General features: G+C 38.6%; 25 protein-coding genes. 14 read left to right on the top strand and 11 right to left on the bottom strand.

The genetic code is table 11. The features are described 5' to 3' along the window. Positions 1 to 23 precede the first annotated feature (23 nt). From DV942_RS16235 to hemW, 4 genes are all read right to left on the bottom strand, one after another. Positions 24 to 905 carry a cupin-like domain-containing protein gene (locus tag DV942_RS16235; RefSeq protein ID WP_145859207.1) on the bottom strand — a complete coding sequence of 294 codons (882 nt, stop codon included), beginning with the start codon at positions 903 to 905 and terminating at the stop codon, positions 24 to 26. A gap of 231 nt (positions 906 to 1,136) precedes the next feature. Continuing rightward, positions 1,137 to 1,688 carry a fasciclin domain-containing protein gene (locus tag DV942_RS16240; protein ID WP_145859211.1) on the bottom strand — a complete coding sequence of 184 codons (552 nt, stop codon included), beginning with the start codon at positions 1,686 to 1,688 and terminating at the stop codon, positions 1,137 to 1,139. A gap of 305 nt (positions 1,689 to 1,993) precedes the next feature. Beyond that, positions 1,994 to 2,776: an SDR family oxidoreductase gene (locus tag DV942_RS16245; protein ID WP_145859213.1), complete on the bottom strand. Its 783-nt coding sequence runs from the start codon at positions 2,774 to 2,776 to the stop codon at positions 1,994 to 1,996. A gap of 95 nt (positions 2,777 to 2,871) precedes the next feature. Beyond that, positions 2,872 to 4,005: a radical SAM family heme chaperone HemW gene (gene hemW, locus DV942_RS16250; RefSeq protein ID WP_145859216.1), complete on the bottom strand. Its 1,134-nt coding sequence runs from the start codon at positions 4,003 to 4,005 to the stop codon at positions 2,872 to 2,874. A 214-nt stretch (positions 4,006 to 4,219) separates the two neighbouring features. On the opposite strand from hemW, the gene DV942_RS16255 reads away from it, so the two are divergent. The 6 genes from DV942_RS16255 (at position 4,220) to porN (ending at position 10,868) form a co-directional block, all read left to right on the top strand. After that, a complete protein-coding gene (locus DV942_RS16255) occupies positions 4,220 to 5,197 on the top strand; it encodes a DUF4271 domain-containing protein (RefSeq protein WP_145859218.1) in 978 nt (325 codons plus the stop codon). A gap of 14 nt (positions 5,198 to 5,211) precedes the next feature. Beyond that, a complete protein-coding gene (locus DV942_RS16260) occupies positions 5,212 to 5,982 on the top strand; it encodes a uroporphyrinogen-III synthase (protein ID WP_090983220.1) in 771 nt (256 codons plus the stop codon). 224 nt (positions 5,983 to 6,206) lie between these two features. Then, positions 6,207 to 7,532, top strand: coding sequence for a T9SS ring complex lipoprotein PorK/GldK (gene porK, locus DV942_RS16265; protein WP_090983354.1), 1,326 nt, complete (start codon positions 6,207 to 6,209; stop codon positions 7,530 to 7,532). A gap of 39 nt (positions 7,533 to 7,571) precedes the next feature. Beyond that, positions 7,572 to 8,378 (top strand): type IX secretion system motor protein PorL/GldL, encoded by an 807-nt coding sequence (gene porL / locus DV942_RS16270; RefSeq protein WP_145859221.1) that lies wholly within the window; start codon positions 7,572 to 7,574, stop codon positions 8,376 to 8,378. 40 nt (positions 8,379 to 8,418) lie between these two features. After that, positions 8,419 to 9,951, top strand: a complete 1,533-nt coding sequence (gene porM / locus DV942_RS16275; RefSeq protein WP_145859224.1) for a type IX secretion system motor protein PorM/GldM — start codon at positions 8,419 to 8,421, stop codon at positions 9,949 to 9,951. A 5-nt stretch (positions 9,952 to 9,956) separates the two neighbouring features. Further along, positions 9,957 to 10,868 carry a type IX secretion system ring subunit PorN/GldN gene (gene porN / locus DV942_RS16280; RefSeq protein WP_090983226.1) on the top strand — a complete coding sequence of 304 codons (912 nt, stop codon included), beginning with the start codon at positions 9,957 to 9,959 and terminating at the stop codon, positions 10,866 to 10,868. Positions 10,869 to 11,186: 318 nt separating this feature from the next. Here porN and DV942_RS16285 read toward each other — a convergent pair whose 3' ends face one another. The 7 genes from DV942_RS16285 to porW all read right to left on the bottom strand — a co-directional run bounded on the left by DV942_RS16285 (position 11,187) and on the right by porW (position 20,751). Continuing rightward, positions 11,187 to 12,560, bottom strand: coding sequence for a DNA/RNA non-specific endonuclease (locus DV942_RS16285; RefSeq protein ID WP_145859227.1), 1,374 nt, complete (start codon positions 12,558 to 12,560; stop codon positions 11,187 to 11,189). Between the two features lie 33 nt (positions 12,561 to 12,593). After that, positions 12,594 to 12,992 (bottom strand): nuclease A inhibitor family protein, encoded by a 399-nt coding sequence (locus DV942_RS16290; protein WP_145859230.1) that lies wholly within the window; start codon positions 12,990 to 12,992, stop codon positions 12,594 to 12,596. A gap of 129 nt (positions 12,993 to 13,121) precedes the next feature. Continuing rightward, the gene (gene uvrC / locus DV942_RS16295) at positions 13,122 to 14,924 is read right to left on the bottom strand and encodes an excinuclease ABC subunit UvrC (protein ID WP_145859233.1); all 1,803 of its coding nucleotides are present in this window, start codon (positions 14,922 to 14,924) and stop codon (positions 13,122 to 13,124) included. A gap of 31 nt (positions 14,925 to 14,955) precedes the next feature. Further along, positions 14,956 to 15,318 (bottom strand): type II toxin-antitoxin system VapC family toxin, encoded by a 363-nt coding sequence (locus DV942_RS16300; RefSeq protein ID WP_208864377.1) that lies wholly within the window; start codon positions 15,316 to 15,318, stop codon positions 14,956 to 14,958. A gap of 11 nt (positions 15,319 to 15,329) precedes the next feature. Beyond that, complete coding sequence (locus DV942_RS16305) at positions 15,330 to 15,557, bottom strand: hypothetical protein (protein ID WP_090983237.1); 228 nt, start codon at positions 15,555 to 15,557, stop codon at positions 15,330 to 15,332. A 75-nt stretch (positions 15,558 to 15,632) separates the two neighbouring features. Next, positions 15,633 to 17,852: a transglycosylase domain-containing protein gene (locus DV942_RS16310; RefSeq protein WP_090983239.1), complete on the bottom strand. Its 2,220-nt coding sequence runs from the start codon at positions 17,850 to 17,852 to the stop codon at positions 15,633 to 15,635. A 136-nt stretch (positions 17,853 to 17,988) separates the two neighbouring features. Beyond that, positions 17,989 to 20,751, bottom strand: coding sequence for a type IX secretion system periplasmic lipoprotein PorW/SprE (porW, locus tag DV942_RS16315; RefSeq protein WP_145859236.1), 2,763 nt, complete (start codon positions 20,749 to 20,751; stop codon positions 17,989 to 17,991). A gap of 109 nt (positions 20,752 to 20,860) precedes the next feature. On the opposite strand from porW, the gene DV942_RS16320 reads away from it, so the two are divergent. The 8 genes from DV942_RS16320 to atpG all read left to right on the top strand — a co-directional run bounded on the left by DV942_RS16320 (position 20,861) and on the right by atpG (position 26,982). After that, positions 20,861 to 21,085, top strand: coding sequence for an AtpZ/AtpI family protein (locus DV942_RS16320; protein WP_090983244.1), 225 nt, complete (start codon positions 20,861 to 20,863; stop codon positions 21,083 to 21,085). A gap of 287 nt (positions 21,086 to 21,372) precedes the next feature. Further along, on the top strand, positions 21,373 to 21,642 hold the full coding sequence (locus DV942_RS16325; RefSeq protein WP_244950723.1) for a hypothetical protein: 270 nt from the start codon (positions 21,373 to 21,375) through the stop codon (positions 21,640 to 21,642). Between the two features lie 14 nt (positions 21,643 to 21,656). Continuing rightward, complete coding sequence (gene atpB, locus DV942_RS16330; RefSeq protein WP_145859239.1) at positions 21,657 to 22,790, top strand: F0F1 ATP synthase subunit A; 1,134 nt, start codon at positions 21,657 to 21,659, stop codon at positions 22,788 to 22,790. Between the two features lie 42 nt (positions 22,791 to 22,832). After that, on the top strand, positions 22,833 to 23,045 hold the full coding sequence (atpE, locus tag DV942_RS16335) for an ATP synthase F0 subunit C (protein ID WP_025144011.1): 213 nt from the start codon (positions 22,833 to 22,835) through the stop codon (positions 23,043 to 23,045). A gap of 87 nt (positions 23,046 to 23,132) precedes the next feature. Then, positions 23,133 to 23,627, top strand: coding sequence for a F0F1 ATP synthase subunit B (locus DV942_RS16340; protein WP_090983248.1), 495 nt, complete (start codon positions 23,133 to 23,135; stop codon positions 23,625 to 23,627). Between the two features lie 117 nt (positions 23,628 to 23,744). Further along, entirely contained in the window at positions 23,745 to 24,284 is a 540-nt protein-coding gene (gene atpH, locus DV942_RS16345; RefSeq protein WP_145859242.1) for an ATP synthase F1 subunit delta, read from the top strand. Between the two features lie 144 nt (positions 24,285 to 24,428). After that, on the top strand, positions 24,429 to 26,003 hold the full coding sequence (gene atpA / locus DV942_RS16350; RefSeq protein WP_090983252.1) for a F0F1 ATP synthase subunit alpha: 1,575 nt from the start codon (positions 24,429 to 24,431) through the stop codon (positions 26,001 to 26,003). Positions 26,004 to 26,088: 85 nt separating this feature from the next. Then, positions 26,089 to 26,982 (top strand): ATP synthase F1 subunit gamma, encoded by an 894-nt coding sequence (gene atpG / locus DV942_RS16355; protein ID WP_145859245.1) that lies wholly within the window; start codon positions 26,089 to 26,091, stop codon positions 26,980 to 26,982. The last annotated feature ends 15 nt before the right edge of the window (positions 26,983 to 26,997 follow it).

Here is a 26,997-nt window from a genome sequence, read left to right on the forward strand (position 1 = left end):
AAGATAAATTGATTCAGTCATTATTATTTCGGTAAATTTTTCTCAAGCGCTCTGCCCGCTCTTTTAACTGCAAGATTTTCTTTCCATTGCATGTACTTCTCGCGGTAGTTTGCTTTCATAAAGTCGTCAAATTTACGCTGTAAAGTTAAGTTATACAAGCTTTTTGCTTTCACCATCCAGCTTTTATCCCATGCCCTTAAGCTGATCGAAAATGATCCGTCCAGGTATTTCATCCAGTGCCAGTAACCTGTAGGCATAAATAAAGTATCGCCATGCTCTAAAAATGCTTCAATACCCTGAACACCTTTTAATGCGGGAAATTTATCAAAATCGGGATTCTCTACATCATAATCTTCCAGGGCATAAGTGGCATATGGAATTTGATACAAACGTTCTTTCCATTTATAATCAAATAAGATTACATGCTTCCGTCCGTTAAAGTGGGTGTGGAAAATGTGTGCTAAATCAATGTCGTAATGCAAAAAGGTTACTGAGCCTTTACCGCCGAAGAACATATTAGGGTAACTATCTAAAAAACCACCCATTAAATCTTTTGGTGCAATGTAATCTTCCAGCAGCTCAGGTGCAAACTTTATCGGATCAAATAAAAAGATGCGCAGGTCAGTCGGAGTTTCCTTAATCAGGTCTATGTAATCGCCAAATTTCATTTCGGCAGCAGATGCATTGATAGGTTTGGAAGGATCAGCTTTGGAACTGTCGTAGAGTGGAACAGTTTTATCCCCAACTACTTCTTTCATGTATTCCATCGTCCATTTTTGGTAAGCTGGCCATTTTTTGGCCATGTTTTTTATTACCAAAGGTTTGCGTGGTTTAAGATAGTTCAGTTCGAAATCTGATTTGGAAATATCTTCAACTATATCGATAGGAGATAAAAGGAATTTCATGTTAAGAAACTATTAATGGGGCAAAATTAAATAGTTAAGAACACTAAGCATGACAAATACAAAAACTTGAAAAAAAACTGACAATTCATCAAAAAAAGTCAGATGGTATAAGGTTGTGTTAAATTAATAATTATGGTTATGACTGGTGCGTAGATATAAACTGTGTAAAAAACAAAAACGTTCCGACTTTCGACAGAACGTTTTTGCTAATAATAAGGATGTATTTTAATGTTATTTAGGCATTAATACGGTATCTACTACGTGGATCACACCATTTTTTTGATAAACGTCTGCAATCGTAACTGTACTCATTCCGCCTTTTTCATCTTTTAGCATCAGTTTTTTGCCTTCCATCCAGGCCCAAAGTTTACCACCTTCTACGGTTGTTAATTCTGCTTTGCCACCACCAGCTTTTATTGCTTTTGCAATTGCTTTACTGTCCATTTTGCCTGCAACAACATGGTAAGTTAAAATTTTGGTAAGGGTTGCTTTGTTTTCTGGTTTAACCAGGTTATCTACGGTTCCGGCAGGAAGTTTATCGAAGGCAGCATTGGTTGGTGCAAAAACTGTAAAAGGACCAGCACCTTTTAATGTTTCTACCAAACCTGCCGCTTTAACTGCTGCCACCAATGTAGTGTGGTCTTTTGAATTTACCGCGTTATCAACAATATCCTTGGTTGCGTACATGGCAGCGCCGCCAACCATTGGATTTTTTTGAGCGTAAACCTGACTAGTGAATGCCATGGTAATGATGGCAAATGCGGATAAGATTAAATTTTTCATTATTTCTAATTTTAAGTTTCTGTTATTTGATTCCATTTACGACAGCTTACAGATACTTGGTTTTTAGAAATTGAAAATTATCTATTAAGTTTTTGATTATTAGGTGTTTAAAATTTTATTTTTAAATTTTGAAAAGATGTTTTTGGCGATTTATATGAAAGTATTTTAACGTTTTCGTTAATCCGATAAAAAAAATGGAGTCGCCTGATTAGGCCTATTTATGAAAAGATAGGTGCTTACAAAACTTGTGATCTGTGCGCTTCTCAAATCGCTGAACACCCTTAAGGCCCGACGCCAGACGCTTATCAATTCACCTTGGCCGTTCTCACTTTTTTTGAAAAAATCTTTGGAAAAAACCGTTTCAATAATACTGCCCTGGTTTCTTTTCCGCCGATATAAACCTCTTCTTTTTTGCTGCCGGCAGCTTGCACAATTTGTTTAGCGCATTCGGCAGCTGTCATGGCATTTTCATGCGCATCACTCATTATATTAAGTGGGTTGCCATCTCCTGTAAGCGCATTGTAGGTTACATTGGTTTTGATAAAACCTGGACAGATAATCGTGATATCAATATTTTTATCGTAAACCTCCGATCGGAGCGAATCGAAATAGCCATGAAGCGCATGTTTGGAGGCCGCATAAGTAGAGCGGAACTTCGTACCGAATTTCCCAACAAGACTGCTAATTACTACGATCTGGCCACCACCTTTGGCGATCATTGAGGGTAAAACCGCTTTACTAAGCCCTACCGTACCCCAAAAATTAGTATCCATAATTTGCTGTTCAGTATGTAGATTGGTTGCCAGGGCCAGGCTTCGCTGGCTTACACCTCCGCAATTGATCAATAAATCGATCTTGCCAAAAATACGAATGGCATCAGCAGCCTTATTTTCGAGTGAAGCCGTTTCGCTTAAATCGAATGGCAAAACGTGAACATTAAAGGAATTTTGGCAGTTTCCTTTAACGCGGAATAATTCATCGCGGTTTCTTCCTGAAATAATCAGTTTATCTCCTGCTTTAAAATATTCATATACTAAGGCTTCTCCGATACCAGATGATGCGCCTGTGATCCATACAATTTTTGACATATTTTTGCTAATTATTGAATGAGTGAGTTTTGAATGCGTGAATGTCGTTTTGATCGCTACTCAGTTATTCTTTAAATCAATCGTTCTCAATTTACTCATTCATCTCCTAATATAAATAATTCCGAAGCAATATGATCGGCAAATAATTTTCCGTTCTGACTTAAATAAATATGATCACCATCAATCACCAGCCAGTCTTTATCCTCAAAATTTTTAAGGTTATATTTTGTTTCTTCTAAAAAATCCCTTCCGAAATCGCTATTTATTTTTTGTAAATCAGTTCCCCACATCGTCCGCAGCGAAGTCATGATATATTCATTAAATCTATCATGCAAACTTAATTCTTCAACCATTTCGGGAAGTTTATTCTGGTTTAAAGCTTCCAGGTAAGAGGCATTATTCGCAGGGTTTATATACCGGTTTTGGCCGTTAAAACCATGTGCAGATGGACCAATGCCAATATAATCTATGCCTTTCCAATAATTGGTATTATGCACGGCATAATGGCCTGTTTTGGCCAAATTCGAAATTTCGTAGTGTTCAAATCCGGCATTTACCAGTTTATCCATCAAAATTACAAACTGCGCAGCGCTTTGATTATCGCTTACGGGCGTTTGTTTTTTGTTTTTTATGGCATGGGCCAAAGCCGTTCTGGGCTCAATAGTAAGTGCGTAGGCAGAAATATGCGGAACTTCAAGTTCAATGGCCTTTTCGATATTGCTCAGCCATTTTTGATCTGTAAGCAAAGGATAACCATAAATTAAATCGAGGGTTAAGTTTTCAAAACCGGCATCCTGACTTCTTCTGATGCAATCCTCGGCTTCCTGGGCCTGGTGCGCCCTGTTCATCCAGATCAGATCCTCATCATAAAACGATTGGACTCCAACACTAAAGCGGTTAACCGGCAATTGTTTCAGCTCCTTTAATTTCCGGGCCGTTAAATCATCGGGATTGGTTTCGATGGTAATTTCCGCATTTGCATCCACCGAAAAGGTTTGGTTAATCGTATCAAAAATCTTTTGCAGCGCATTTTCAGATAGGATAGAAGGTGTACCTCCGCCTAAATAGATACTCCCAACCTGTCCGTGAATCCGGTCTTTTTTCATTTTTATTTCCTTACAAATGGCTTCTACCATTTCATCGGCATGTTTTAAGGAAGTGCTGAAATGAAAATCGCAATAGTGGCAGGCCTTTTTACAAAAAGGAATATGAATATAGATACCAGACATTGCTGCAAAGATAGCGAAGTTAATTTTTCTTTATTGTCATAATATACAAGCCTCATCAGCATATAATTCCAAATCTAAGTAAAGTAACAGCTTTACTATTCGTTTGGTAATGTTAAGTAATAGCTTTCTGTGCATATTCGCCAATCAATTTATTTTCTTTAGGTAAACCCTGATTATTCAACTACTTTTGCATCTTGAAGTTTTGATTTACCGCATGCCAAAATTTATTTTCTTTTTGTTCGCGTTTGTATGGTCTGCTAATTTTTTGGCGGCACAGGAAACTCCTGTTCAAACAGATAGCGTAGCCGTGAAGCAATACCAATATCGAAGATACCGGCCCGATTCGGCAACATTGGCCAGGCAGCGGTATGTTACCGATTCGTTAATTCATCATACCTGGGTACTTCCCGATCGTTTAATTAATAAAAACGCGCTTCTGGATACTATTGAAAAGGAATATCTTTCTCCGAAGCTGGATTTGTGGGCATGGCACAAAAAGTATCAGCATTTAAAGAAGAAAGCAAATCCTTACCAGTTGGGTACCAAAATTCCGAAGGGAAACGTAGGCTTATTAGGCTTTATTTTTGGTATGCTTATTATCTTTGCCATTTTAAAAAATGCTTTTTCTAAGCAATTATCGGCAATCGTTCAGGCCTTTTTCAGTAACAGGATTTTGAACAATATTAACAAAGAAGATAACCTGTTTAGTTCATGGCCGTTTTTGTTGCTTTTTGTGCAATTTGGTTTCGTTTTTGGAATGTTCTTTTTTTTGGTTGCCCAGTGGAATGATATGTATCAAGCTAAAGACGGCTTTAAGTTTTTCTTTAGTATTTCCATCACGATTATTGTTTTTTATGCCCTCAAACTAATCATCTTACGATTTTTAGGTTATCTGTTTAATGTGCAGAAACCAGTAGGGGAATATATTTCAATTTTGTATCTCAGTTACTTCAATGCGTCACTGCTATTCATTCCCTTAGTGGTTGCTTTTGCCCTGTCGCCGCTAAAATACGGTTCGGTTTATATTGTGTTGGCTTTCTTGTTGTTAGGCGTCATTTTTACCTTTCAGCTCCTGAGGGCAGGTGTAACGATACTTTCTAACAATAAGTTTTCTAAAATGCATTTATTTTTGTACTTTTGCGCGCTTGAAATATGTCCCGTCCTCATACTAATTAAAACGATAGGACTGTAGCAGGAAAAGGAAAAATGCAAGAAAAGAACGACTCTAGAATCCGCAAAGTAAAAAGTATTTTGGTTACTTTACCAAAACCTGAAACAGAAAAATCTCCTTATTATGATTTGGCCAAAAAACACAACTTAAAAGTTGATTTTAGGTCTTTTATCCACGTTGAAGGTGTACCCGCAAGAGACTTTAGAAAGGATAAGATTAATCTGGCCGATTTTACGGCTGTGATTTTTACCAGCCGAAATGCAGCAGATCATTTTTTTAGAATCTGCGAAGAAATGCGTTATGAAGTACCGGCAGAATTAAAATATTTCTGCCTGTCTGAAACCATTGCTTTATATCTGCAGAAATATATCCAGTATCGTAAGCGTAAGATCTTTTTTGGTAAACAAACTGCAGCCGATTTGGCTGAAGTGTTAAAGAAACATGCAAACGAGAAATTTTTATACCCTTGTTCTGATGTGGCAACCGAAGATACGATGAAGTTTTTGGAAAAAAGCGGATACAATTTTACACCGGCGGTTTTATTTAGGACTGTAGTGAGCGATCTATCTGATTTAGCCGAGGTATTCTATGATGTTATCGCATTTTTTAGTCCTTCAAGTATTCAATCTTTATTTAAAAATTTCCCTGATTTTAAACAAAACAATACCCGTATTGCGGCTTTTGGAACCAATACCAGTAAAGCCTGTACGGATATGGATCTGATCGTAGATATTGCCGCGCCAACTCCAGGTGTTCCATCAATGACCATGGCGATTGAGAATTACATCAAAATATCTAATAAATAGCAATAAAAAATATTTTTTCAAGTCAGCACAACAAAAGCATAACTTTCCTGTTAATAAGAGAGTTATGTCTTTTGTTGAAAACGCATATCGGCGGATGATTAATTGTTAATCTTTCTTTAACCGGGTTTAGATAATGATTTCATGTAAAATATTTGCTTTTGTAGATAATTTCAGTGATTTTTGATAAAATTGCTCCTAATCGTGCTGTGCACAACCTTGAAAATATGAAGAAAATCTACCTTCTAGCTATTGTAGGGATAACTGTAATGCTAGCAAGCTGTGGCCATGGCGGCCAGGGTGAGCTGGTTGGCGCTTATAACCGAAAATTTAAAAACGATAGAATCCCATTAGGAATGGTTTATATTCCACCAGGGCATACACCACTGGGGGGATCTGATGAAGATATCACCTTTTCTCAGAACGGACCAAGTAGAATGACCACGATCAGTGCGTTCTTTATGGATCAAACCGAGATTTCAAATGCCGAATATCGCCAGTTTACCAACTGGGTACGCGATTCTATTGCGATTGTGATGATGGGAAATCCACAACAGTTTATGATTACCCCAAAAGGAAATGCGGCAACGGCTCTTGGCGGAGAGAAATACATCGATTGGAAAAAGGTAGGCCCAAACGGGGTTAATATTTGGCGTAATAAGGGCAGGGGGGCAGCGGCCGCCCAGGCAAGCCAGCTAGACGGTATGTATTATTCAGGCTTAGATGCCCTTCCAGGGAAGAAAGAACTGGATGTTCGCAAATTCGAATATTCATATGCCGAATTAAATATGGAGAAAGCCGCTATTGGCCATAAAGATCCAAACAGCAAACGCCAGGATTATATCGATCGTTACACGGTTGCCATCTATCCTGATACAATGGTTTGGAAAACAGATTATTCCTATTCACAAAACGATCCGATGGTGCGTGGTTATTACAACCACCCTTCTTATGACGACTATCCTGTTGTTGGTGTAAGTTGGGAGCAGGCAAAAGCTTTTGCCCACTGGAGAACGAGATTGTACGATGGTGTTGCGACAGCAAGGAAACTGCCTGCTGGATCAAGATCAGACTACAGGTTGCCGGCTGAAACAGAATTTGAATATGCTGCAAGAGGCGGTAATACCAAAACCAAATATCCTTGGGGAGGACCTTACATCAGGAATACAAAAGGATGTTTACAAGCTAACTTTAAACCCGGCCGCGGCGATTATTCGAGCGATGGTGGAATTTATACGGTAGGCGTCAGATCTTATTTTCCTAACGATTATGGCCTGTACAATATGGCCGGAAACGTATCTGAATGGACTATCACTGCTTATAATAAAGGTGCCAGCCCGCTATTACACGATCTAAACCCCAACTTTACTTATGATGCTGGTGCAGGCGACAGCAAATACAAAAAGCGTAAAGTGGTAAAAGGAGGTTCTTGGAAAGATACAGGCTATTTTTTACAAAATGCTGTGGCTACATACGAATATCAGGATACACAGAGGTCATATATTGGTTTCAGATGCGTTTCATCTTACCCGGGTACTGATTTAAGACGTTAAACCTACTAACAACTAAAACTAAAGAAAAACATCAAATTTATGGCAGCAAAAAAACAACCAGGCTGGTTACATGTGGCAATTTCATGGGGAGCAAGTATTGTAATTATCGGAGCGTTATTTAAAATTACGCATCTTGGTGGATCATGGGCAAATTTAATTATAGGCGTTGGTTTAGGGGTAGAGGCTTTATTATTCTTCTTAACAGGTTTCTTTCCACCAGAGCCGGAACCAGCATGGGAAAGAGTTTATCCTGAGTTACAAGCAGATTTTAAAGGAGAATTACCAACAGCTTCGGCCAGACCTGTTGCTACAGTGGCCCCGTCTAATACAGCAGCTTTGGATAAAATGTTATCAGATGCTAAAATTGGTCCGGAGTTAATTGAAAGCTTAGGTACCGGTTTGCGCACGTTTGGCGATAAAGTAGCTGCAATTTCAAATGTTGCAGATGCATCTACAGCAACAAACGAATTAACCGGTAAGATTAAAAACGCATCAGCCGGTTTTGATAACTTGAGCGCATCTTTTGAAAAAGCAACGGCCAATTTAAAAGCAATGGGCGAAAGCAATGTAGATTCTCAGGCATACCACGAACAGGTTAACAATTTAGCTAAGAACTTATCGGCTTTAAATGCAGTTTATGAATTGGAATTACAAGATTCCAGCGCGCATTTAAAATCGATGAATAAATTCTATTCAAACTTATCATTAACCATGCAAAACTTTAACGAATCGATGGAAGATTCGAAACAGTTTAAGGAAGAGGTGAATAAGCTGGCTAAAAACCTGTCATCGCTAAATGCAATTTATGGCAATATGTTATCGGCCATGAACGGCCCACGTGTATAATTTGTTTAGTTTTTAATTTTAAAGGAAAGGCTACTCAAACATGGCAGGCGGAAAAGAAACAACAAGGCAGCGGATGATCAATATCATGTATTTGGTATTGTTGGCCATGCTTGCCTTAAACGTATCAGATACCATTTTAGATGCATTCAAAAATATCAACGATAGTTTGGATACTTCTAAAAACAATGTAAATACAAGTATTAATCAGTTGTTTTCTGCTTTCGAGAATTCGAAGTTGAAAGAAGAGCCGGCACGTGCTCAGCCTATTTACGACAAGGCTAAGCAAGCGCAGAAGGCGGCTGACGATTTAAATAATTACATCGAAAGCATTAAAAAAGAATTTACTCAGGCTGGCGACGGGATCGACCCTGAAACGGAAGATCTGGTGAATAGATCCAATCAGGATATTGCACAGAATATCATGATTAATCAAAAAAAAGCGGATGAATTAAAGAAGAGAATCAATGCCACCAGAGAGAAATTAATCTCTTTATTAGATCCGGCCGATCGGGCGAACGTTTCGTTCTCTCTTGAAGCCAAAGACCCGGTAAGCAAAAGAAAAGGAAATTGGCAGGAAACTTACTTTGGTGAGGGAACACCACTTACCGCGGCCATGACCATTTTAACCAAACTACAAACAGATACTAAAAATGCTGAGGCAGAAGTAGTGAAGAGATTGTTCGGAAATATGGATAAAGCCCAGGTTAACCTGGATCAGTTTGCGGCGGTTGCAGTTGCACCTACTTCTTACGTAATTCAAGGGCAGCCTTATACTGCCGAAGTATTTTTAACAGCCAGCGATTCGAGATCAACGCCCGATATTACGGTTAACGGAAATAAATTATCCGTTAAAGATGGTAAAGGAACTTATACCGGTGGTACCAGTAGTGTTGGACAGTTTACCTGGGTAGGTACGATCAGGGTTCGCCAGACTGATGGCCAGGTGAAGGAATACAAAACTCAGCCACAAACTTATCAGGTAGCGAAACCTTCAGCATCTGTTTCTTCAACAAAATTGAATGTAATTTATGCAGGTATTGCTAATCCCTTTACCGTGTCAGCGGCAGGCTTTCCATTAGAAAGTGTTCGTGCTTCCATTTCAGGAGGTTCAATGTCTGGTAGTAACGGGAATTACAATGTGAACGTTCCGGGCAGCATGGTAGGCCAGGAAGTATCCATTAATGTATCAGCAAACAATGCAGGCAAAACCGTTAGTCTTGGTTCACAAAAGTTCAGGGTGAAAGCCATTCCGGCGCCTGTAGCAAAAGTTGGCGGACGTGCGGGAGGCGATATTGCTTCGGTGCAGTTAAAAAGCGAAACCGAGATTGAAGCAGATCTGGATGATTTTCCTTTTGATGTTAAGTTTAAAATACAACGTTATAAATTAACCATTATCAAACCACGTTCAGATGCAGTTACCATTGCAGGTAGCGGTGGAAGTTTTGCAGGTGCGGTTAAAGGTGCCATGAACTCAATTACGCCTGGTACGAGGGTGTTTTTTGAAGATATTGTTTCTATAGGGCCGGATGGGCGTCAAAGGATATTGCCTTCATTAGCGTTTAGTGTAAAATAAAAGAAATGAAAAGGATTTTAAGTATTGCCATTTTAGTTTTATTAACCGCGTTTGCTTATGCACAAAAAAAGCCAACGAAGTTAGCACCGAAAAAAGCTGCACCGGTGGCTGCTGCTCCTGCAGCAGATACGGTGAAAGCTCCTGTTAAAACGGTTAAGAAGAAACTCAAAGTACCACCTAAAGATGGTTTTTATGCCCGCAAGGACATTGACAGTACTGAAATGGTTCCTTTGGCCGATGTAAGGGAAGAGGATGTTTTCTATGCAAAAAGGATCTGGAGAGAAATTGATTTACGTGATACGGTTAACTCGGCTTTAAGATCGCCTAAATCAAGATTAATTGATGTATTGATTGCAGCAATTAAAAAAGATGAACTAACCGCATATTCCCCAATTGATAGTGCCTTAAATGAAGATGATGCTTTTAATAATCCAATGTCTGCAGATTCTGCTGCGAAATCAGCTTTAGGTACAGCGGAGGTTTCGAACAATAAAACCGGAACTGTTACTACAGTTGTTAATGATTTTAATCCTGAATTATTTTTGAAGTTCAGAATAAAGGAAGATTGGATTTTCGACACAAAACGTTCTATTTTTGAACCACGTATTGTGGGCATCGCACCATTAAAGTACAATGAGGTTTCAAAACAATGGCAGCCTGTATTTTGGGTGTACTATCCTGAAGCGAGGGAAATTTTGACAAAGAAACGTCTGATTAATACCAATAATGATGCTTCATCATTAAGTTTCGATGATTTCTTTATCCGCCGCTTGTTTAGCAGTTATATTGTAAAAGAATCGAATCCTGGTGATAATAAAATCAGAGATATTATTGCAGATCCTAAAGAGCGGTTGTATGAATCAGAAAGGATTAAAAAATCTGTTCTGGATTACGAACAAGGTCTTTGGGAATATTAATCTCATAAAAAAGGCTTCGATTTTCATCGGAGCCTTTTTGTTTACAATGAATCCCTTTCTCTTTGCCGTCATTTCGAGCGGAGTCGAGAAATCTACCTCGATATAGATCGCTTTTCCCAATATTCGCGACTGCGCTTTATCCGAAATGACTACCTTCTTTTGAATTGATAAAATGGGCAGAAGAATATAAGTTTGTCCTTTGCAATTCATTTCATCGGGTATCTATCTGATCACGATAAATGATACATATGGATTGCATGAAATAAAAAAGCGGTAATCCAAATCGATGGATTACCGCTTTAAATTTGACTAATTAGCCTACTGGTTATCAGTAGCAGCTTCTATTACATTTTGAATTGATGTAGGTACATTCGATAAAAGATCATATCCTGTGGCAGATTCAATTGAATTAACCGAGGTGCGGAATGTTTTCCAGTTGGTATTTAAACCATTTGTATTGGGCATGTTTACTGCAATTACTCTCGTAGAAGATGTAATCCTGCTTAAATCATTATTTCCGTTTAATAATACCACAATAACTTTCCATGTATTTGAGGGTACGTTAATACGGCCATTATCAATGGTATAGGTAACACCTCCATTGCTTCCTGTACCACCAGAACCATAAGAACCACAAATGATATAAACTTCGTTACCTGCTGTAACCAATGATCGCGTGTAATTTTCCAGGTCGGCCCAAGGACCCTGGTTATTGTTAGGTGCCTGCGGCATCATGTTGCTCATTAAGAATGTGGACGAGTTAGAAGTTACGGAAGCAGTCCGATCAGCAGATGGGCAGTTATGGCCACGATCGAAACCTGAACCCGAATAGCTGCTATTCGATACCTCGTACCAACCTGAAGGTAAAGCAGTATCGGCTCTGAAATCATTCTGACGTGAATTTGAGCCTAAATCAGACGATCCAATATGCCAGCTGACCCAGTTTGGTGTAGCCCTGCTTCTACTGTAAGAACTTGTATAGTAAGTGTGATCCATCAGGTAATTTTCAGGAGAAGATGTGCTGGCAACAGCATTACTCGGATTACCCAATAAAAGGTTACTATCATCGCCAGAAGTGGTTGGTGGAGGAGTTGTTCCACCGTCGCCGGTTGAAATACTAAAATCGTCGATATTGATGCGGGCAGTACCTCCACTTATTTTACGGATTTGGAAACGAACATTTCCGGAAATGGATACATTGAATGTTGCGGTAGTTAAAGTTGTTGAGCTGGTGCTAATGGTGCTACCGGTTTGTTGCCAGCTCGAACCGCTATCGGTAGAGTACCAAAGCTGCCAGGTACTATTGGCATCGCTACCATATTTGGCGTGGGCAACCGTTACCACATCGGCTCCAGCGACGTTGAAATTCATGCTCAGTGTGCCCGTGTTACGGATACGTACTGATTGACTGCCATTCTTAGCATCTCCAGCGAGATTTCCAATTAAGGCATCGTCAAGGCTCCAGCTTCCGCTACTTAAAGTTACTGACCCAACTGCGTAACTTCCTTTGCCGCCAGATTCGAATGTTTCGGGGAAACCGGCAACTACAGCCTGGGTACCAGCGGTAGCTGCTTTACTGTTTAACTTTTGCTCAAATTGGCTGTTGCCCGGCTGCGTTGGGTTGTCTTTTTTACAGGCAGCAAGGCCAAGGCATAATACAGCCAATAAGCTTAATTTTTTTAATGCTTTCATTTTTTTAGGATTATTTAAAGGATGTAAGGGGTTTTAGGTTTCGATAGCAAAAGTTTCAATCATGATACAGGTACCATCTGGTAAATAACCAGCAATAAGCACAGGAATCCGGCTGGCGCCTTCTACTCTGACTACTGTAATATTGGATAGTTTTTGCTTTAAAAAGGTGTACAAAGTGGCGATTTTGCCTGCATTTTCAACCATTGGTGCATCTGCTTTATCGACGTTTGATATTAAACTATCAAAAAATGCAGCTTGATCGATTTGTTTTAAATCGGAAGGATCAGCATGATATTGGATAGCAATTTTCTGCAATAGTGCTGAAGGTGTAATTTTGCCCCAATCTGCTGCTTTAAAAGGGCTTTCAGACTCGGTAAAATACCATACGCCCAACAAAAGTTTGCTTATGGTAGCCAAGATTTCATTATTCATGTAAGTAGGGATGTTTTTACGAGCGTATGAACAGCCCTAAGTTATAGGAAAAGGATTTGAATATAGTACAATCTGGATTAACAAAATGTTAACATTTTTACAACTGTACCTGTTATTAATTTAATGGATTTATACTTCGTTAAAATGGGTAAGTAAGGCAACTACCTGCTTTTTATTAAGTACTGCTGAAAGTTCTTTTTCTGTAGCTTCTTTAATCTTTTTAACCGATTTAAAATGCGTGAGCAGTTTATCTGCGGTCGTTTTTCCAATACCCTCAATCTGTTCAAGCTCGGTTTTAAGTGTGCCCTGGTCGCGTTTCTTGCGGTGAAAGGTTATTCCGAAACGGTGGGCCTCATCACGCAGTTGCTGTATCACTTTTAAGGTTTCAGATTTCTTATCTAAATATAATGGAAAGGAATCGCCGGGATAAAACAGTTCTTCTAACCGCTTGGCTATGCCGATAACAGTTACTTTGTTCTCTATGCCCAATAATTTTAAGCTCTTCACCGCTGATGAAAGCTGTCCTTTACCACCATCAATAATGATGAGCTGAGGTAAAGACTGGTTCTCATCCAACATTCTCCTGTAGCGACGGAAAACGGCCTCTTCCATGGTGGCAAAATCGTTGGGGCCTTCAACCGTTTTCACATTAAAATGGCGGTAATCTTTTTTAGAAGGTTTGGCATCTCTAAAAACCACAATTGCAGAAACCGGATATTTTCCCTGAAAGTTAGAGTTATCAAAACATTCGATGTGTTTCGGAAGCTGCGTTAAGCGCAGATCTTTTTGCATAGTGGTTAAAATCCGATCAGTGCGTAAATCGGGATTTAGTTTTTCGTATTGGTTAAGCTTCTCTTTTTTGAAGAATAGTACATTCTTTTGCGAGAGCTCTAAAAGCTTCTTCTTTTCGCCCAGTTTGGGGACTGTAAATTTTAAACTTTCGTCTTCCAATGAAAGTTCGAAAGGAACAATAATTTCTTTAGAGGTACTATTGAACTTGGTTCTGAACTCTAACATCGCCAGGGTCAAAATCTCGTCATCACTTTCATCCAGTTGCTTTTTAACCTCAATGGTCTGGGTTTGGATAATGGTTCCGTTCATCACTTTTAAGTAGTTTACAAAAGCGTAACGTTCATCTGAAGCAATGCTCACCACATCCACATTGGTAATGGCACTGTTTACCACAGTCGATTTGCTCTGGTATTTTTCCAGTACTTCCAATCGCCTTGCATATTGATGTGCAAGTTCGAAATTGAGGTTTTCTGACGCGTATTTAATGACTGCTTTAACATCGCGGATGACATTTCCGATTTTACCATTCAGGATTTCCTTGATCTCGCCAATATTTTTATTGTAATCAGCTTCGGTCTGGTAGTTCTGGCAGGGGCCTTTGCAGTTACCGATCTGATATTCGAGGCAAACTTTAAATTTACCTTCATCTATGTTTTTTTCCGTTAAGGGTAAATTACAGGTGCGTAAAGGATAAGTTTCTTTGATCAGATCCAAAATGGTGTGCATCATGCCTATAGAACCATAGGGGCCGAAATAGGTAGAGCCATCCTTAATCACTTTGCGTGTCCAGTAGATCCGCGGGAAATTTTCATTTTTTACGATAATCCATGGGTAGGTTTTATCGTCCTTTAAGTTGATATTGAATTTTGGCTGATGTTTTTTGATCAGGCTGTTTTCCAATAGCCAGGCATCAATCTCCGTATCAACAATGGTAAAAGTGATTTTCCTGATCTTGGATACCAATACCCTTGTTTTGCCATTAAACTGGTTCCTGTCACTGTTAAAATACGAACCTACACGGTTGCGCAGGTCTTTCGCTTTACCAATATACATGAGCTTTCCATCAGCATCCCAATACTGGTATACTCCGGGTTTATGTGGAATTGTGGTTAATGCTGTTTTATGGTCGAAACTGCTCATAAGGGATTAATGGAGCAAAATTAAAGTGATTTTAGTAGAGCATAATATTGGGCATAAAATCGAAGTCTTTTTTGTTATAAGTAAACAATTCTATTTCGTTAACAATTGCGGTTGCTCCAATAATTGCATCTGGAATTTGAAGATGATGACTTAACTTAAAACCTTCGATAAGTTCTATAGATTTCTGCGATATATGGCTATTAAAATGAATAATGTCGTAATACTTAATCTTTTTCTTCATCTGTGCTAGCTCTGCTTTATTTCCCATGCCTTGCAATAACTCCATCGTTGTAATTGACGAAAGTACAATGTTTGCAAAGCCTATTTCTTCTAAAGCTTTTATGGTATTCACATTACCATTAAATGCATGAATTAGAATATTAGTATCGCACAAAACCATGACTGTTATTTACGATCCCAGGCTTTAGTTCTTATGTCTTCTATATTTTTTGGTGCATCTTTCCAAATGCCAAAAAGATCTTTTGGATTGATTGTTTTGTTCCCTTTCAAGATATTAGGCTTAGCCTCATTCTTAGGAGAAATAATTTTAATACTCTCTAATTTCATGGTCTGAAATAAAGAAAGAAGCTTTTTCATCTCATCAAAATCCGATATTTCCAGTGTAACTCTCATATATTTCAATTTTCTATTACAAATTTAATGTTTATCTCCTAAAATTTAGGTGGAAACTTTTGGAGTAAATAGTTTCTAAAAACCCAACTTTTCATCCAATTCGGTTGCTCCTTCTTCCTGTTGCTGGTATTGATTACAATCGTAAGTAATCGAAACGCCAGATTTTGGTGCATCAAAATCAGCATGACTGATTTTTAAAGCCGGATTGGCATATACTCTTTTAATAAAGCCTGCAAAAATAGGGAGGGCTGTATTGGCCCCTTCTCCCTGGTTGGTACTGATGAAGTGGAAAGCCCTGTCTTCACAACCCGTCCAGATACCGGTTACCAACTGTGGAGTAATGGCCATAAACCAACCATCGGAGTTGTTTTGAGTAGTACCTGTTTTCGCTCCGATTGGTGCATTCACTTTATATTTATAGTTTAATCGCGATCCGGTTCCGTTGGTTACCACACCTTTAAGCATCCGTGTCATTACATATGCCACTTCTTCGCTCATAATGGGCTTTGGTATTTCCTTTTGAGAAAATAATACCACACCGTTTTTATCTTCAATTCTTAATAAATAAATGGGTTTGGTATAAATTCCTTTATTGGCAAAAGCTCCATAAGCACCCACCATATTATAAACAGAAGAATCGAATGTGCCCAAACAAATCGACGGAAACGCTGGAACATTTGGAATACCCATTTTTGTAGCCAGGGTAGATACAGCCACAGGACCAACCTGTTTCATTAAATAGGCGGTAACAAAGTTTTGTGAGTAGGCCAGTGCTTTTTGTAAGGTAATACTACCTGGCAGGGGTTTGCCCGAATTTCTGGGTGTCCACGGCTCACCATAACCTTCAATCGTTACCGGAACGTTGGGTACGGTATAACAAGGCGAATAACCATTTTCTATGGCTACAGCGTAAGTAAATGGTTTTGCTGTTGAACCCACCTGGCGGGTTCCCATCTTAACCTGGTCGTACTTAAAGTGCTCGTAATTAATTCCGCCCACCCATGCTTTCACATGTCCGTTGGTCGGGTCCATGGTCATCATGGCATTCCTGAGCAGCATTTTATAGTAACGTACCGAATCAATCGGTTTCATTACCGTATCGATATTACCTTTCCAGGTAAAAATGGTCATTTCTGTTTTGGTGTTGAAATCATCTTTGATTTCTTCATCCGATTTTCCTTCCAGTTTTAAGGCTTTATAACGATCAGAGCGTTTTATTCCCTGTTCAATCTGTAAAGCTTTATCCTTAAACGGGTTTCTGCCCTTCCAACTCGCGATAAACTGTGCCTGTAGCACTTTCATATATTCCTTTTGCGCTTCCTCGGCATATACCTGCATATCATAATTCAAGGTGGTATAAATTTTTAAACCATCACGGTCCAGATCGTATGGCGTACCGTCAGGTTTGGTAATGGATTGCTCCTGAAAAATATTTTTGATATCGTTCTTCAATACCGAACGGAAATACGGTGCAATTCCATCATTAACGGTTGCGGCATTGAAATGCAGGTTTAGAGGTTTTTCCTTTTGCTGATCAAATTCTGACTGGCTTAAGAGATCAGCTTTGACCATGAGGGCCATAACGGTATTTCTGCGTTCTCTGGAACGCTCAGGATGGCGGGTGGGCGAATACATGGTAATCCCTTTTTGCATACCCACAAGGGTTGCAGCCTGTGTTAAATTCAACTTATCGGGAGTGGTATTGAAATAAACCCTTGCCGCAGATTTAATCCCATAAGCCTGGTTACCAAAATCAACCGTATTTAAATACATCGTTATAATTTCTTCTTTGGTATAGTTACGCTCCAGTTTAACGGCAACAATCCACTCCTTAAATTTGGTTAATACCAACGAGAAGAAATTAAGGTTCGATTCGCGTGGGAAAAGATTTTTGGCCAGTTGCTGGGTAATGGTACTGGCCCCCTGTTTTTTACCGATCAAATTATAACCGATGATAGAAAATGTACGTTTAAAATCGATACCTGAATGTTCTTTAAAGCGGGTGTCTTCTGTCGCAATTAAACCATTGATTACATTTTCAGAAATATCCTTATAAGTAACATTCGATCTGTTCTGAACAAAATAGGTACCTAAAGGGCGGCCATCCTCGGCAATAATTTCGGATGCCTGATTGCTTTTCGGGTGTTCAATATCTCTGAAAGAGGGTAGGGCACCGAATAGCCCAAATCCGATCATGGAGATGAAAATAGCAAATAGGGCAATTCCACCAATCAATAATTTCCAGATGAGTAAACTGTATCTTTTTGTATCCTGTGGAGAAAGGGATTTGTTCATTTTGTGTTGTTATTTTCCAAACCACCAGGATAGGTGATTTTGGATGCAAATTTATTAATTTTTTATAGAATCAAATTTAAGCTTAGCTATTTATGCTTTTCGCATTAGTCTTTAAGCTTTATGCTTTTACCTTCGCTTACTTGTAATTGTCTTTTAAAAACTCCAGGTATTCATTAATCCTTGTTCTGTCTGTCAGTTTTTCAAAATTTTCTTTACTGATGATAAAGCCTTTATACAGGTTGGCCGGAACTTTCATAATATTCTTTAACTGACCAACAATGCTCGATTCGTAAAGTTTGGCATCCTCTAAATCGATAAAACTGGTAATGTAAATCAACTGATCGTTATCCAACTCTACCAATTTATGTTCCAGATCGTTGTCCGGATAATTTCCGCGGTTAAACTGGCCAATGCCGAAGCGTGATGAACTTAAGGTTAAAGTGGCGTCAGCTACGTCTATTACGTAATAATATTCTTCTGATTTTGCCGTACTGAAAATACTGGCAGGTTTAGTTGGATCAACTGGCTTAACCTCAACTGGTTTGGCTACAGGAGTTGGTTCAGCTATTTTTGCTACAGGATTTTCAACCACCAGCGGTTTTTTTGGGACTGAAACTGTGGCGGCCTGGCTTACAAAACGCGGCGTATTTGCGTCAAAATCAACAAGGGCTACAGGACGCTGTTTAAATTCGTCAAGATTGGCTTCAATATACTTCAAGTGATCGCGTACCAAAGGCGTAATAATTTTGTCGTTCGGATAGCGATTGGTGATGAGGTTAAATTCGGTGAGTAGCGGATCAACCTTTGCTGTACGTCCAACAGCAATGGCTTTTAAATAGGCATATTGCGGCGCCAGATCATTTTCAGGGAAAGTTGAGATATTATAATCAGCCTGTTTTACCACGGTAGCATAATCTTTTTTTATATAAGCATCGAAAGTTGAGTTGTAATTGTTAATGGCCATATTTTCCATCTGTGTTTGCTTGGCCGAGTACGATGGATCTAAAATATTCTTCGCGAAGTTTGATTCCGGGAATTTGGTCAGCACCAATTGCTTATACTGCTCAGATTTTACTTCATCAATGCCTTTATAATTGAGATATAAACTATAGTAAATGGCAACTAAATGATTATTTTCCGGATATCGTTTAATCAGTTCCAGATATATTTTATTTGCTTCCTGCTTATCATTCAGTTCTTGTTGATAAAAACTGGCAATTTCGAAATAGGCATCAATAATTTTTTGATCCGATGATGCCAATAGTGCTGGTGTGGTGGGTAAAGCATCCAAAAACTGTTTTTCCAGCGAGGTTTGATCTGCTGCCGTTTGGTTGGTTTGGCCATTTGCTGGTATAATTTCGGTAGCTACCTTTCCTCCCGCTAAAACCTGATTGGTTTCCTGTGCTGATGACCGGATGCTTTGGCGCCAGTTATCTTCCAGCTGTCTTGTTCCCCACCTTTTTCTAAAATCGGCAAAACCATTACTAATTGCTGCATTATTATTGAAATAAAAAGTGTTGCCAACGGTATTGTTTGTCGTATTTAAGCTTCTGTTTAGAAAATCCGGATCATTTAAAAGTTGGTTGCTCATTACCCCTTCTGTACCGCGCACTTCAACCTTTGGCGTTAAATAAGCTTTTACTTTAGCCTCCCGCTCAGCAGCTGGAAGTTTGGCAAAAGCCTGGGCAGTATCTTCTTTGGCGATAATGGTATACCGGTCTGTTAAATATTGCAGGTTATCTGCCTTTTTAACAATATTATCGTAATCAGGAAAGTTTTTAGGTAAAATCATCACAGTACTATCGTAGTACAGTTTTGCTTTAACATAGTTGTTAAATTCTTTAAAGTTTAAATCTGCAATTCTTAAGTAAGATAGCGCCTTTTGCGTTTGGTTTCTGGTACTTTTTAAAACCGACTTATGGTAGTTTTCTTCTGCCTTTAAAAAATTTCCCTCTGCCGAGAAAAGCTCTCCAACCTGATAATAAATCTGATCGGTATAATCAGTATTTTTATCGTCTTTCAATAAAGCTAAAAGTTGCTGTTCCTTATTAAGTTTTTCTCCATTTAATAGTGCTTTCAGTTTAATCCGGTTTAAATTGGCATGGAAATACATCTCAAAAGGTGCATTGCTTTTTTCAACTTTGGTGAAATTGGCATAAGCATCCTGAATATTTTTCTCTTTTTCCTGTAACTGCGCCAATATAAATCGCCAGCGGATCCGTAACTGTTTTTCTGCAGGTAAAGCGATGGCCGATTCTAGTAACAAGATGGCTTCTTTATTCCGTTTTTGATAGATACGCATTTGGGCCGCCGTAGCAAGGGGTTCGGCCAGGTCCTTTTTTAACTCATCAGACGCGCGTAGCATGGTATCAATAATTTTATCGGCCAGTACCATATTATTAAGTTCCATTTGGCTACGTGCTTTCCAGTTCATAGCCATGATAAATGTCTTCAGGTCGCTATTGTAAGTTTTCGCCGTGTAATCAAAATACTCTGATGCGATAAAATAATTCCCTTTAAGGTAATTTGCCTTGCCCAAAAGCATGTAGGCATCGTCAATATAGTTACTGAAACTTTTATCGTTGATAATGGTTTGTCCTTTGGCAATCACATCATCAAGCTGTTTATTGGCAGCCCCGGGTGTGAGTACTAAATTTATCTGTGGCTCAGGATCAAGGTAGACGGGTAGGGTCTTTTCGTAATTATCCGCATAACTTTGCAGCAAACCCTCATTGTATTCGCTTAGTAAAACATTGGCGTTATAGATATAATTGTACTTTGCAGTTAAATTCTGAAACCTACGGTCAACTGCAGTATCTTTATTTGCAACACAGCCATAAATAAAAATACTGATGAGAATAATGAAGGGATTTAAGTTTTTGTTCGCGTAATTTTTCAAGTATGATCAATCTCTTAGGTAACGTATAATAAACAATATAGATAGAAAAATATTTTAATTGGTAACAAATTTTAATTATTCAAAGTTAATTTAATTATTGCATTAAAAAATGGAAAATCAGCGAGGAGAAGATACAAAGAAAAAGGTAAATGCAGCAGCAAAGTATTCTGCCATTGGTTTCCAGATGATCGCTACCATAGGCCTGCTTACTTTTATAGGTTATAAAATTGATGAACACCGAAACAGCAAAACCAATTTAATTACTGCAGCTTTTGCCCTGGCCGGCGTAGGGATCGCACTTTATCAGGCGATCAGACAGGTTACCAGGGGTTAGTTGGCAGTTTTCAGTTTTCAATTTGCAGTTAGCAGTTTTCAGTTAACCGATTAACCAGTTAAAAGGTTAAATAACAAAGCACTTTTGCAATATTTCTTATGTTACTACTTACTTGATACTAAAAACCTTATCTTTGCAAAAAGTTTTATCTGCTAAGAAATTATACATTGACCCTAGCCAAATTTACCAGTATCTATTTTATTTTCGTAGGCCTGTTAATAGGTGTTATCGCCGTTCTACCCCTTGTGTTTCCGGACAGGCAGCTTTATGTAAACAATTTTTGGGTAATGTTCGGCTTTTTGGCTGGTATTACTTATATCGCTTACATGTTGGTTGATATCGGTGTAAAACGCGATCCTGAAGTGGGGGTGATGGCTATTATGGGATCAATTGCTGTGAAAATGATTTTTTGTATGGCTTTCGTGTTGATTTACAGTATAAAAGCAAAGGGAATTGGGCCTGTGTTTCTGCTTAATTTTTTTTCTTTATATTTATTGTTTACGGTCTTTGAAGTTTACTGTTTGTTACGTAACTTGCGCCACCAAAATTTAAAGTAAAAAACTGCCAATAAATGGATTGTAACCGAGTTTTTGTGTCTAAAGTTAAAAGGCTAACTATTGTTTTTACGCTTTTAATCGCGTTTTTATCTATCAAAATTGATACTTTCGCTCAAGTTGATAGCGCTGTTGTACCTGTTGATAGTGCTGTTGCGGAATCTGCTCATGCTGTTTCAGGAGAACACGGAGCTGAGGCCAATCATGGTAAAGAAAAATTCGAGCCTACCAAAGTAATTATGGAACACATTGCCGACTCGCACATGTGGCATCTTTGGGGACATACTTCGTTGCCTCTTCCGGTAATTTTATATACGCCTAATGGTTTAGAGGTTTTCTCATCAGGTAATTTTCATCACGGTGAACACGATTATAATGGTAAATACAATAACTATCGTTTAGAAGAGGATCATATTAAAGTGGTTGGTGCTGATGGTAAAGTGGATGAGGAAGCAAGTAAAGCTGTTTTAGATTTCTCGATCACTAAAAACGTTGCAGCGATGTTTGTGGCCATTCTGGTTATCCTTATTGTATTTATTTCGGTTGCCGGAGCTTATAAAAAACGTGCTGGTAAAGCACCAAGAGGTTTGCAATCTTTTATTGAACCTGTTGTTCTTTTTGTAAGAGATGATATTGCTAAGCCCAACATTGGTCATAAATACGCGAAATTTATGCCTTATTTGTTGACTACTTTTTTCTTTATCCTATTTAATAACTTATTCGGTTTGATTCCGATTTTTCCGGGTGGTGCCAACGTTACCGGTAATATTGCCTTAACTTTTGTAATGGCTTTAGGTACTTTGATTATCGTTAACATCAATGGTAACAAATATTATTGGAAACACATTTTCAAACCGGATGTTCCTTTTTGGTTATATCCGATTATGATTCCTGTGGAATTGATTGGTATCATTTCTAAGCCTTTCGCTTTGATGGTGCGTTTGTTTGCAAACATTACAGCTGGTCACATTATCGTATTAAGTTTAATATCCTTAATCTTTATTTTCGAAACACTGGCTATTGCCCCGGTTTCAGTTGCGTTCGTATTGTTTATGGATGTGTTGGAATTATTGGTGGCGTTTTTACAGGCCTTTATTTTTACCTTATTAACTGCCCTGTTTATTGGCATGGCAGTAGAAGAACATCATTAACAGAAAACTATTTTTTACAAATTAATATAAATTAAATTAGTTATGGTAGGTTCAATCGCGGCAATCGGTGCCGGTTTAGCAGTAATCGGTGCAGGTATCGGTATCGGTCAAGTAGGTGGTAAAGCAATGGAAGGTATTGCTCGTCAACCGGAAGCTGCATCAAAAATTCAGACTGCAATGATTATCGCTGCTGCCCTTATTGAGGGTGCTGCTTTATTCGGTGTGGTAGTTGCATTATTAGGCTTAAACGGTTAATAAGCACTGAAAAACTCTGGCAGGGTATTTAACGATTGGTTATTTACCCCGCCTTATTAAAGTATTAAGAATAAAAAATTAGATAAAATGGAATTAGTAACCCCAAGCATAGGTTTGGTTTTTTGGACATCGCTAGCATTCATCTGCTTATTGATCTTACTTAGAAAATTCGCATGGAAACCTATTTTAGGTGCAATTCACGAGCGTGAGCAAAGCATTGATGAGGCTTTAAACAAAGCTGAATTGGCTAAACAGGAGATGGCCCGTTTAACCAGCCAGAATCAGGATTTAATGCAACAGGCCCGTGCGGAGCGCGATGAGATTTTAAAGGAAGCTAAAACCTTAAAAGATAGTATCTTAAATGAGGCTAAAAAACAGGCTCAGGTTGAAGGTGCTAAATTGATCGAGAAAGCTAAAATCGAGATTGAAAACCAAAAGAAAGCTGCTTTAGCTGAAGTTAAAGACCAGGTTTCTACTTTATCATTAGAAATTGCTGAACGTGTACTACGTACGCAGTTAGATGATAAAACCAAACAGGAAGCTTTAGTGGCTAATTTGTTAAAAGACGTTGAATTAAACTAGTTTGAGAAAATAGATAGGAGATACTAGATTTGAGACATTAGATATGAGAGAGGAGATTACTCTGAATACTCAATCTCACATCTCACATCTCACATCTTCCATCTCACACCTAAATATATGTCAGAAATTAAAGTTGCAGGCAGATATGCCAAATCATTAATAGACCTAGCCGTTGAAAACAACGCGTTAGAATCAGCTTATAATGATATGGTTTTGTTTGAGAAAGTGGTTGATGAAACCCCTGAACTAGAAGCAATATTAAAAAACCCGATTGTACCTTTAGATAAGAAAACTGGTATTTTAAACGGAATTTTTACGGATAAGGTAAGCAAACTAACCATCTCTTTTTTCAATGTTGTGGTAAGCAAAGGTCGTTCTGCGATTTTATTTGCAACAGCAAAACAGTTTATACAACAATATAATTTAATTATAGGTATTGTTACTGCTGATGTAACTACTGCAGCTGCTTTAAGTCCTGAGGCCAAAGAGCAGATTATAACGATTGTAAAAAAAGAATTAGGCGCCAACCAGGTTATCGTTAACGAAAAAATTAACGAGAAACTGATTGGTGGTTTTATATTAAAAGTTGGAGATAAGCAATTTGATGCCAGTATTGCCAGCGGTTTAAGTAAACTTAAAAAAGAATTTGCGCAGTAAGCGCCAAGCGGTAAGCGAATAGCGTTAAAACGCCAAACGCAAACCTCCAAACACAAAGAATATTGCGATAAGCGTATGGCACGGAAAACGCCAAGCGCCATGCGCTAAGCACTAAACATTTATAAAAAGATATAAAGTAAAATTATGGTAGAGGTAAGACCAGACGAAGTATCGGCAATTATCAGACAGCAATTGGCGGGCTTCAAATCAGAAACCGAACTGGAAGAAGTTGGTACCGTGTTGCAAGTGGGCGACGGTATTGCCCGTGTTTACGGTTTAACTAAAGTTCAATCGGGAGAGTTGGTTGAATTTGCAAACGGCCTGCAAGGTATTGTATTAAACCTTGAAGAAGATAACGTTGGTGTGGTACTTTTGGGTGCTTCTGACGAGATCAAAGAAGGTGATACCATTAAACGTACCAAGAAAATTGCCTCTATTAAAGTTGGTGAAGGTATGCTTGGCCGCGTAGTAAACACTTTAGGTGAGCCTTTAGATGGTAAAGGTCCGATCCTGGGTGAAACTTACGAAATGCCTTTAGAGCGTAAAGCACCAGGTGTAATTTATCGTCAGCCGGTAAACGAGCCTTTACAAACTGGTATTAAAGCAATCGATGCAATGATTCCAATCGGTCGTGGTCAACGTGAGTTGGTTATTGGTGACCGTCAGATTGGTAAAACTGCCGTTTGTATTGATACCATTATCAACCAAAAAGAATTTTATGAAGCAGGCCAGCCTGTGTTCTGTATTTATGTAGCTATTGGTCAGAAAAATTCTACTGTAGCCAACATTGTACGTACACTGGAAGAAAATGGCGCTTTACCATATACTGTTGTCGTTGCTGCTTCGGCTGCAGATCCTGCTCCAATGCAGTTCTATGCTCCGTTTGCAGGTGCTGCAATTGGCGAGTTTTTCCGTGATACAGGTAAACCAGCATTAATTGTTTATGATGATTTATCTAAACAAGCGGTAGCTTACCGTGAGGTATCTCTATTACTTCGTCGTCCACCGGGTCGTGAGGCTTATCCAGGTGACGTTTTCTACTTACACAGCCGTTTGTTAGAAAGAGCTGCGAAAATCAACGCTAACGATGATATCGCTAAAAACATGAACGATTTGCCAGAATCGATTAAACACATCGTTAAAGGTGGTGGTTCATTAACAGCTTTGCCAATTATAGAAACACAGGCGGGAGACGTTTCTGCATATATTCCAACCAACGTAATTTCGATTACTGATGGCCAGATTTTCTTAGAGTCGAACTTATTCAACTCTGGTATCCGTCCTGCAATTAACGTAGGTATCTCGGTATCACGTGTAGGTGGTAACGCGCAGATCAAATCGATGAAAAAAGTAGCAGGTACGTTGAAATTAGACCAGGCTCAATACCGCGAGTTAGAGGCTTTCTCTAAATTCGGATCTGACTTGGATGCTGCAACTAAATCGGTACTTGATAAAGGTGCTCGTAACGTAGAAATGTTGAAACAAGCGCAGTTCTCTCCGTTTACTGTTGAGAAGCAAGTTGCAATTGTTTACGCAGGTACCAAAAACTTAATGCGTAATGTTCCGATAGATAAAGTAAAAGAATTTGAAACTGAATTCTTAAACCAGCTGGAATTGCGTCATCCTGAAACTCTATCAGCTTTAAAAGCTGGTAAATTTGATGATAACATTACCGGTGTTTTAGATACAGTAGCAAAAGAAATTTCAAGTAAATATTAATAAGATTTGAGACATGAGATTTGAGATTTTAGATGGGGACTTATATCTCACATCTCAAATCTCACATCTCACATCTAAATAGAGAATGGCTAATTTAAAAGAAGTAAGAAACCGGATTGCGTCGGTACAGTCAACACAGCAGATTACCAAGGCTATGAAAATGGTTTCGGCAGCTAAGTTAAAACGTGCCACTAATGCAATTATCGCTTTACGTCCTTATGCAACTAAACTGAAGGAGATTTTAGGTAATCTGTCTGCAAGTTTAGAAGGCTCTTCATCACCTTTTATTCAGGAGCGTGAGCCCAATAAGGTTTTAATCGTTACTGTTTCATCAAACCGTGGTTTGGCTGGAGCTTTTAACATGAACGTAATTAAAGCGGCCAATAATTTAATTGCTGAGAAGTATAGCGAACAGTTGAAAAACGGTAATGTGAGCATTATTTCTATCGGTAAGAAAACACAGGATTTTTACGAGAAGCGCAAGTACAACGTTATCGGTAACAATAACGAAATATTTTCAGATTTAACTTTTGAAAATGTAACCAAAATTACCGATGCCATTATGGCTGGTTTCGTTAAAGGCGAGTTTGATAAAGTAGAGGTGGTGTACAACCGTTTCAGAAACGCAGCTGTACAGTTTATTACTACAGAACAGTTATTGCCTTTGCCAAAAGCTGAACCTGTAACTGAAACAAAAGTAGATAAGAAAACAACTAACGTTGATTATATCTTAGAGCCTTCTCAAGAAGAAATTGTAGAACAATTGATTCCTAAATCTATTAAAATCCAGTTGTACAAAGCGGTATTGGATTCACATGCTTCTGAACATGGTGCACGTATGACATCAATGGATAAGGCAACTGAAAATGCAGGTGAGTTATTAAAAGCTTTAAAACTTTCATACAACCAGGCACGTCAGGCAGCAATTACGACTGAGTTAACCGAGATTGTAAGCGGTGCAGCAGCATTAAACGGATAACAATTTACAGTTTTC

The sequence above is a fragment of the Pedobacter suwonensis genome (assembly GCF_007833675.1).
GTDB classification, from domain to species: Bacteria; Bacteroidota; Bacteroidia; order Sphingobacteriales; family Sphingobacteriaceae; genus Pedobacter; species Pedobacter suwonensis.

Bases quoted from the DNA above. Each gene is read 5' to 3' on its own strand.
- DV942_RS16235 (WP_145859207.1), bottom strand. From the start codon at position 905: ATGAAATTCCTTTTATCTCCTATCGATATAGTTGAAGATATTTCCAAA.
- DV942_RS16240 (WP_145859211.1), bottom strand. From the start codon at position 1,688: ATGAAAAATTTAATCTTATCCGCATTTGCCATCATTACCATGGCATTC.
- DV942_RS16245 (WP_145859213.1), bottom strand. From the start codon at position 2,776: ATGTCAAAAATTGTATGGATCACAGGCGCATCATCTGGTATCGGAGAA.
- hemW (WP_145859216.1), bottom strand. From the start codon at position 4,005: ATGTCTGGTATCTATATTCATATTCCTTTTTGTAAAAAGGCCTGCCAC.
- DV942_RS16255 (WP_145859218.1), top strand. From the start codon at position 4,220: ATGCCAAAATTTATTTTCTTTTTGTTCGCGTTTGTATGGTCTGCTAAT.
- DV942_RS16260 (WP_090983220.1), top strand. From the start codon at position 5,212: ATGCAAGAAAAGAACGACTCTAGAATCCGCAAAGTAAAAAGTATTTTG.
- porK (WP_090983354.1), top strand. From the start codon at position 6,207: ATGAAGAAAATCTACCTTCTAGCTATTGTAGGGATAACTGTAATGCTA.
- porL (WP_145859221.1), top strand. From the start codon at position 7,572: ATGGCAGCAAAAAAACAACCAGGCTGGTTACATGTGGCAATTTCATGG.
- porM (WP_145859224.1), top strand. From the start codon at position 8,419: ATGGCAGGCGGAAAAGAAACAACAAGGCAGCGGATGATCAATATCATG.
- porN (WP_090983226.1), top strand. From the start codon at position 9,957: ATGAAAAGGATTTTAAGTATTGCCATTTTAGTTTTATTAACCGCGTTT.
- DV942_RS16285 (WP_145859227.1), bottom strand. From the start codon at position 12,560: ATGAAAGCATTAAAAAAATTAAGCTTATTGGCTGTATTATGCCTTGGC.
- DV942_RS16290 (WP_145859230.1), bottom strand. From the start codon at position 12,992: ATGAATAATGAAATCTTGGCTACCATAAGCAAACTTTTGTTGGGCGTA.
- uvrC (WP_145859233.1), bottom strand. From the start codon at position 14,924: ATGAGCAGTTTCGACCATAAAACAGCATTAACCACAATTCCACATAAA.
- DV942_RS16305 (WP_090983237.1), bottom strand. From the start codon at position 15,557: ATGAGAGTTACACTGGAAATATCGGATTTTGATGAGATGAAAAAGCTT.
- DV942_RS16310 (WP_090983239.1), bottom strand. From the start codon at position 17,852: ATGAACAAATCCCTTTCTCCACAGGATACAAAAAGATACAGTTTACTC.
- DV942_RS16320 (WP_090983244.1), top strand. From the start codon at position 20,861: ATGGAAAATCAGCGAGGAGAAGATACAAAGAAAAAGGTAAATGCAGCA.
- DV942_RS16325 (WP_244950723.1), top strand. From the start codon at position 21,373: ATGTTCGGCTTTTTGGCTGGTATTACTTATATCGCTTACATGTTGGTT.
- atpB (WP_145859239.1), top strand. From the start codon at position 21,657: ATGGATTGTAACCGAGTTTTTGTGTCTAAAGTTAAAAGGCTAACTATT.
- atpE (WP_025144011.1), top strand. From the start codon at position 22,833: ATGGTAGGTTCAATCGCGGCAATCGGTGCCGGTTTAGCAGTAATCGGT.
- DV942_RS16340 (WP_090983248.1), top strand. From the start codon at position 23,133: ATGGAATTAGTAACCCCAAGCATAGGTTTGGTTTTTTGGACATCGCTA.
- atpH (WP_145859242.1), top strand. From the start codon at position 23,745: ATGTCAGAAATTAAAGTTGCAGGCAGATATGCCAAATCATTAATAGAC.
- atpA (WP_090983252.1), top strand. From the start codon at position 24,429: ATGGTAGAGGTAAGACCAGACGAAGTATCGGCAATTATCAGACAGCAA.
- atpG (WP_145859245.1), top strand. From the start codon at position 26,089: ATGGCTAATTTAAAAGAAGTAAGAAACCGGATTGCGTCGGTACAGTCA.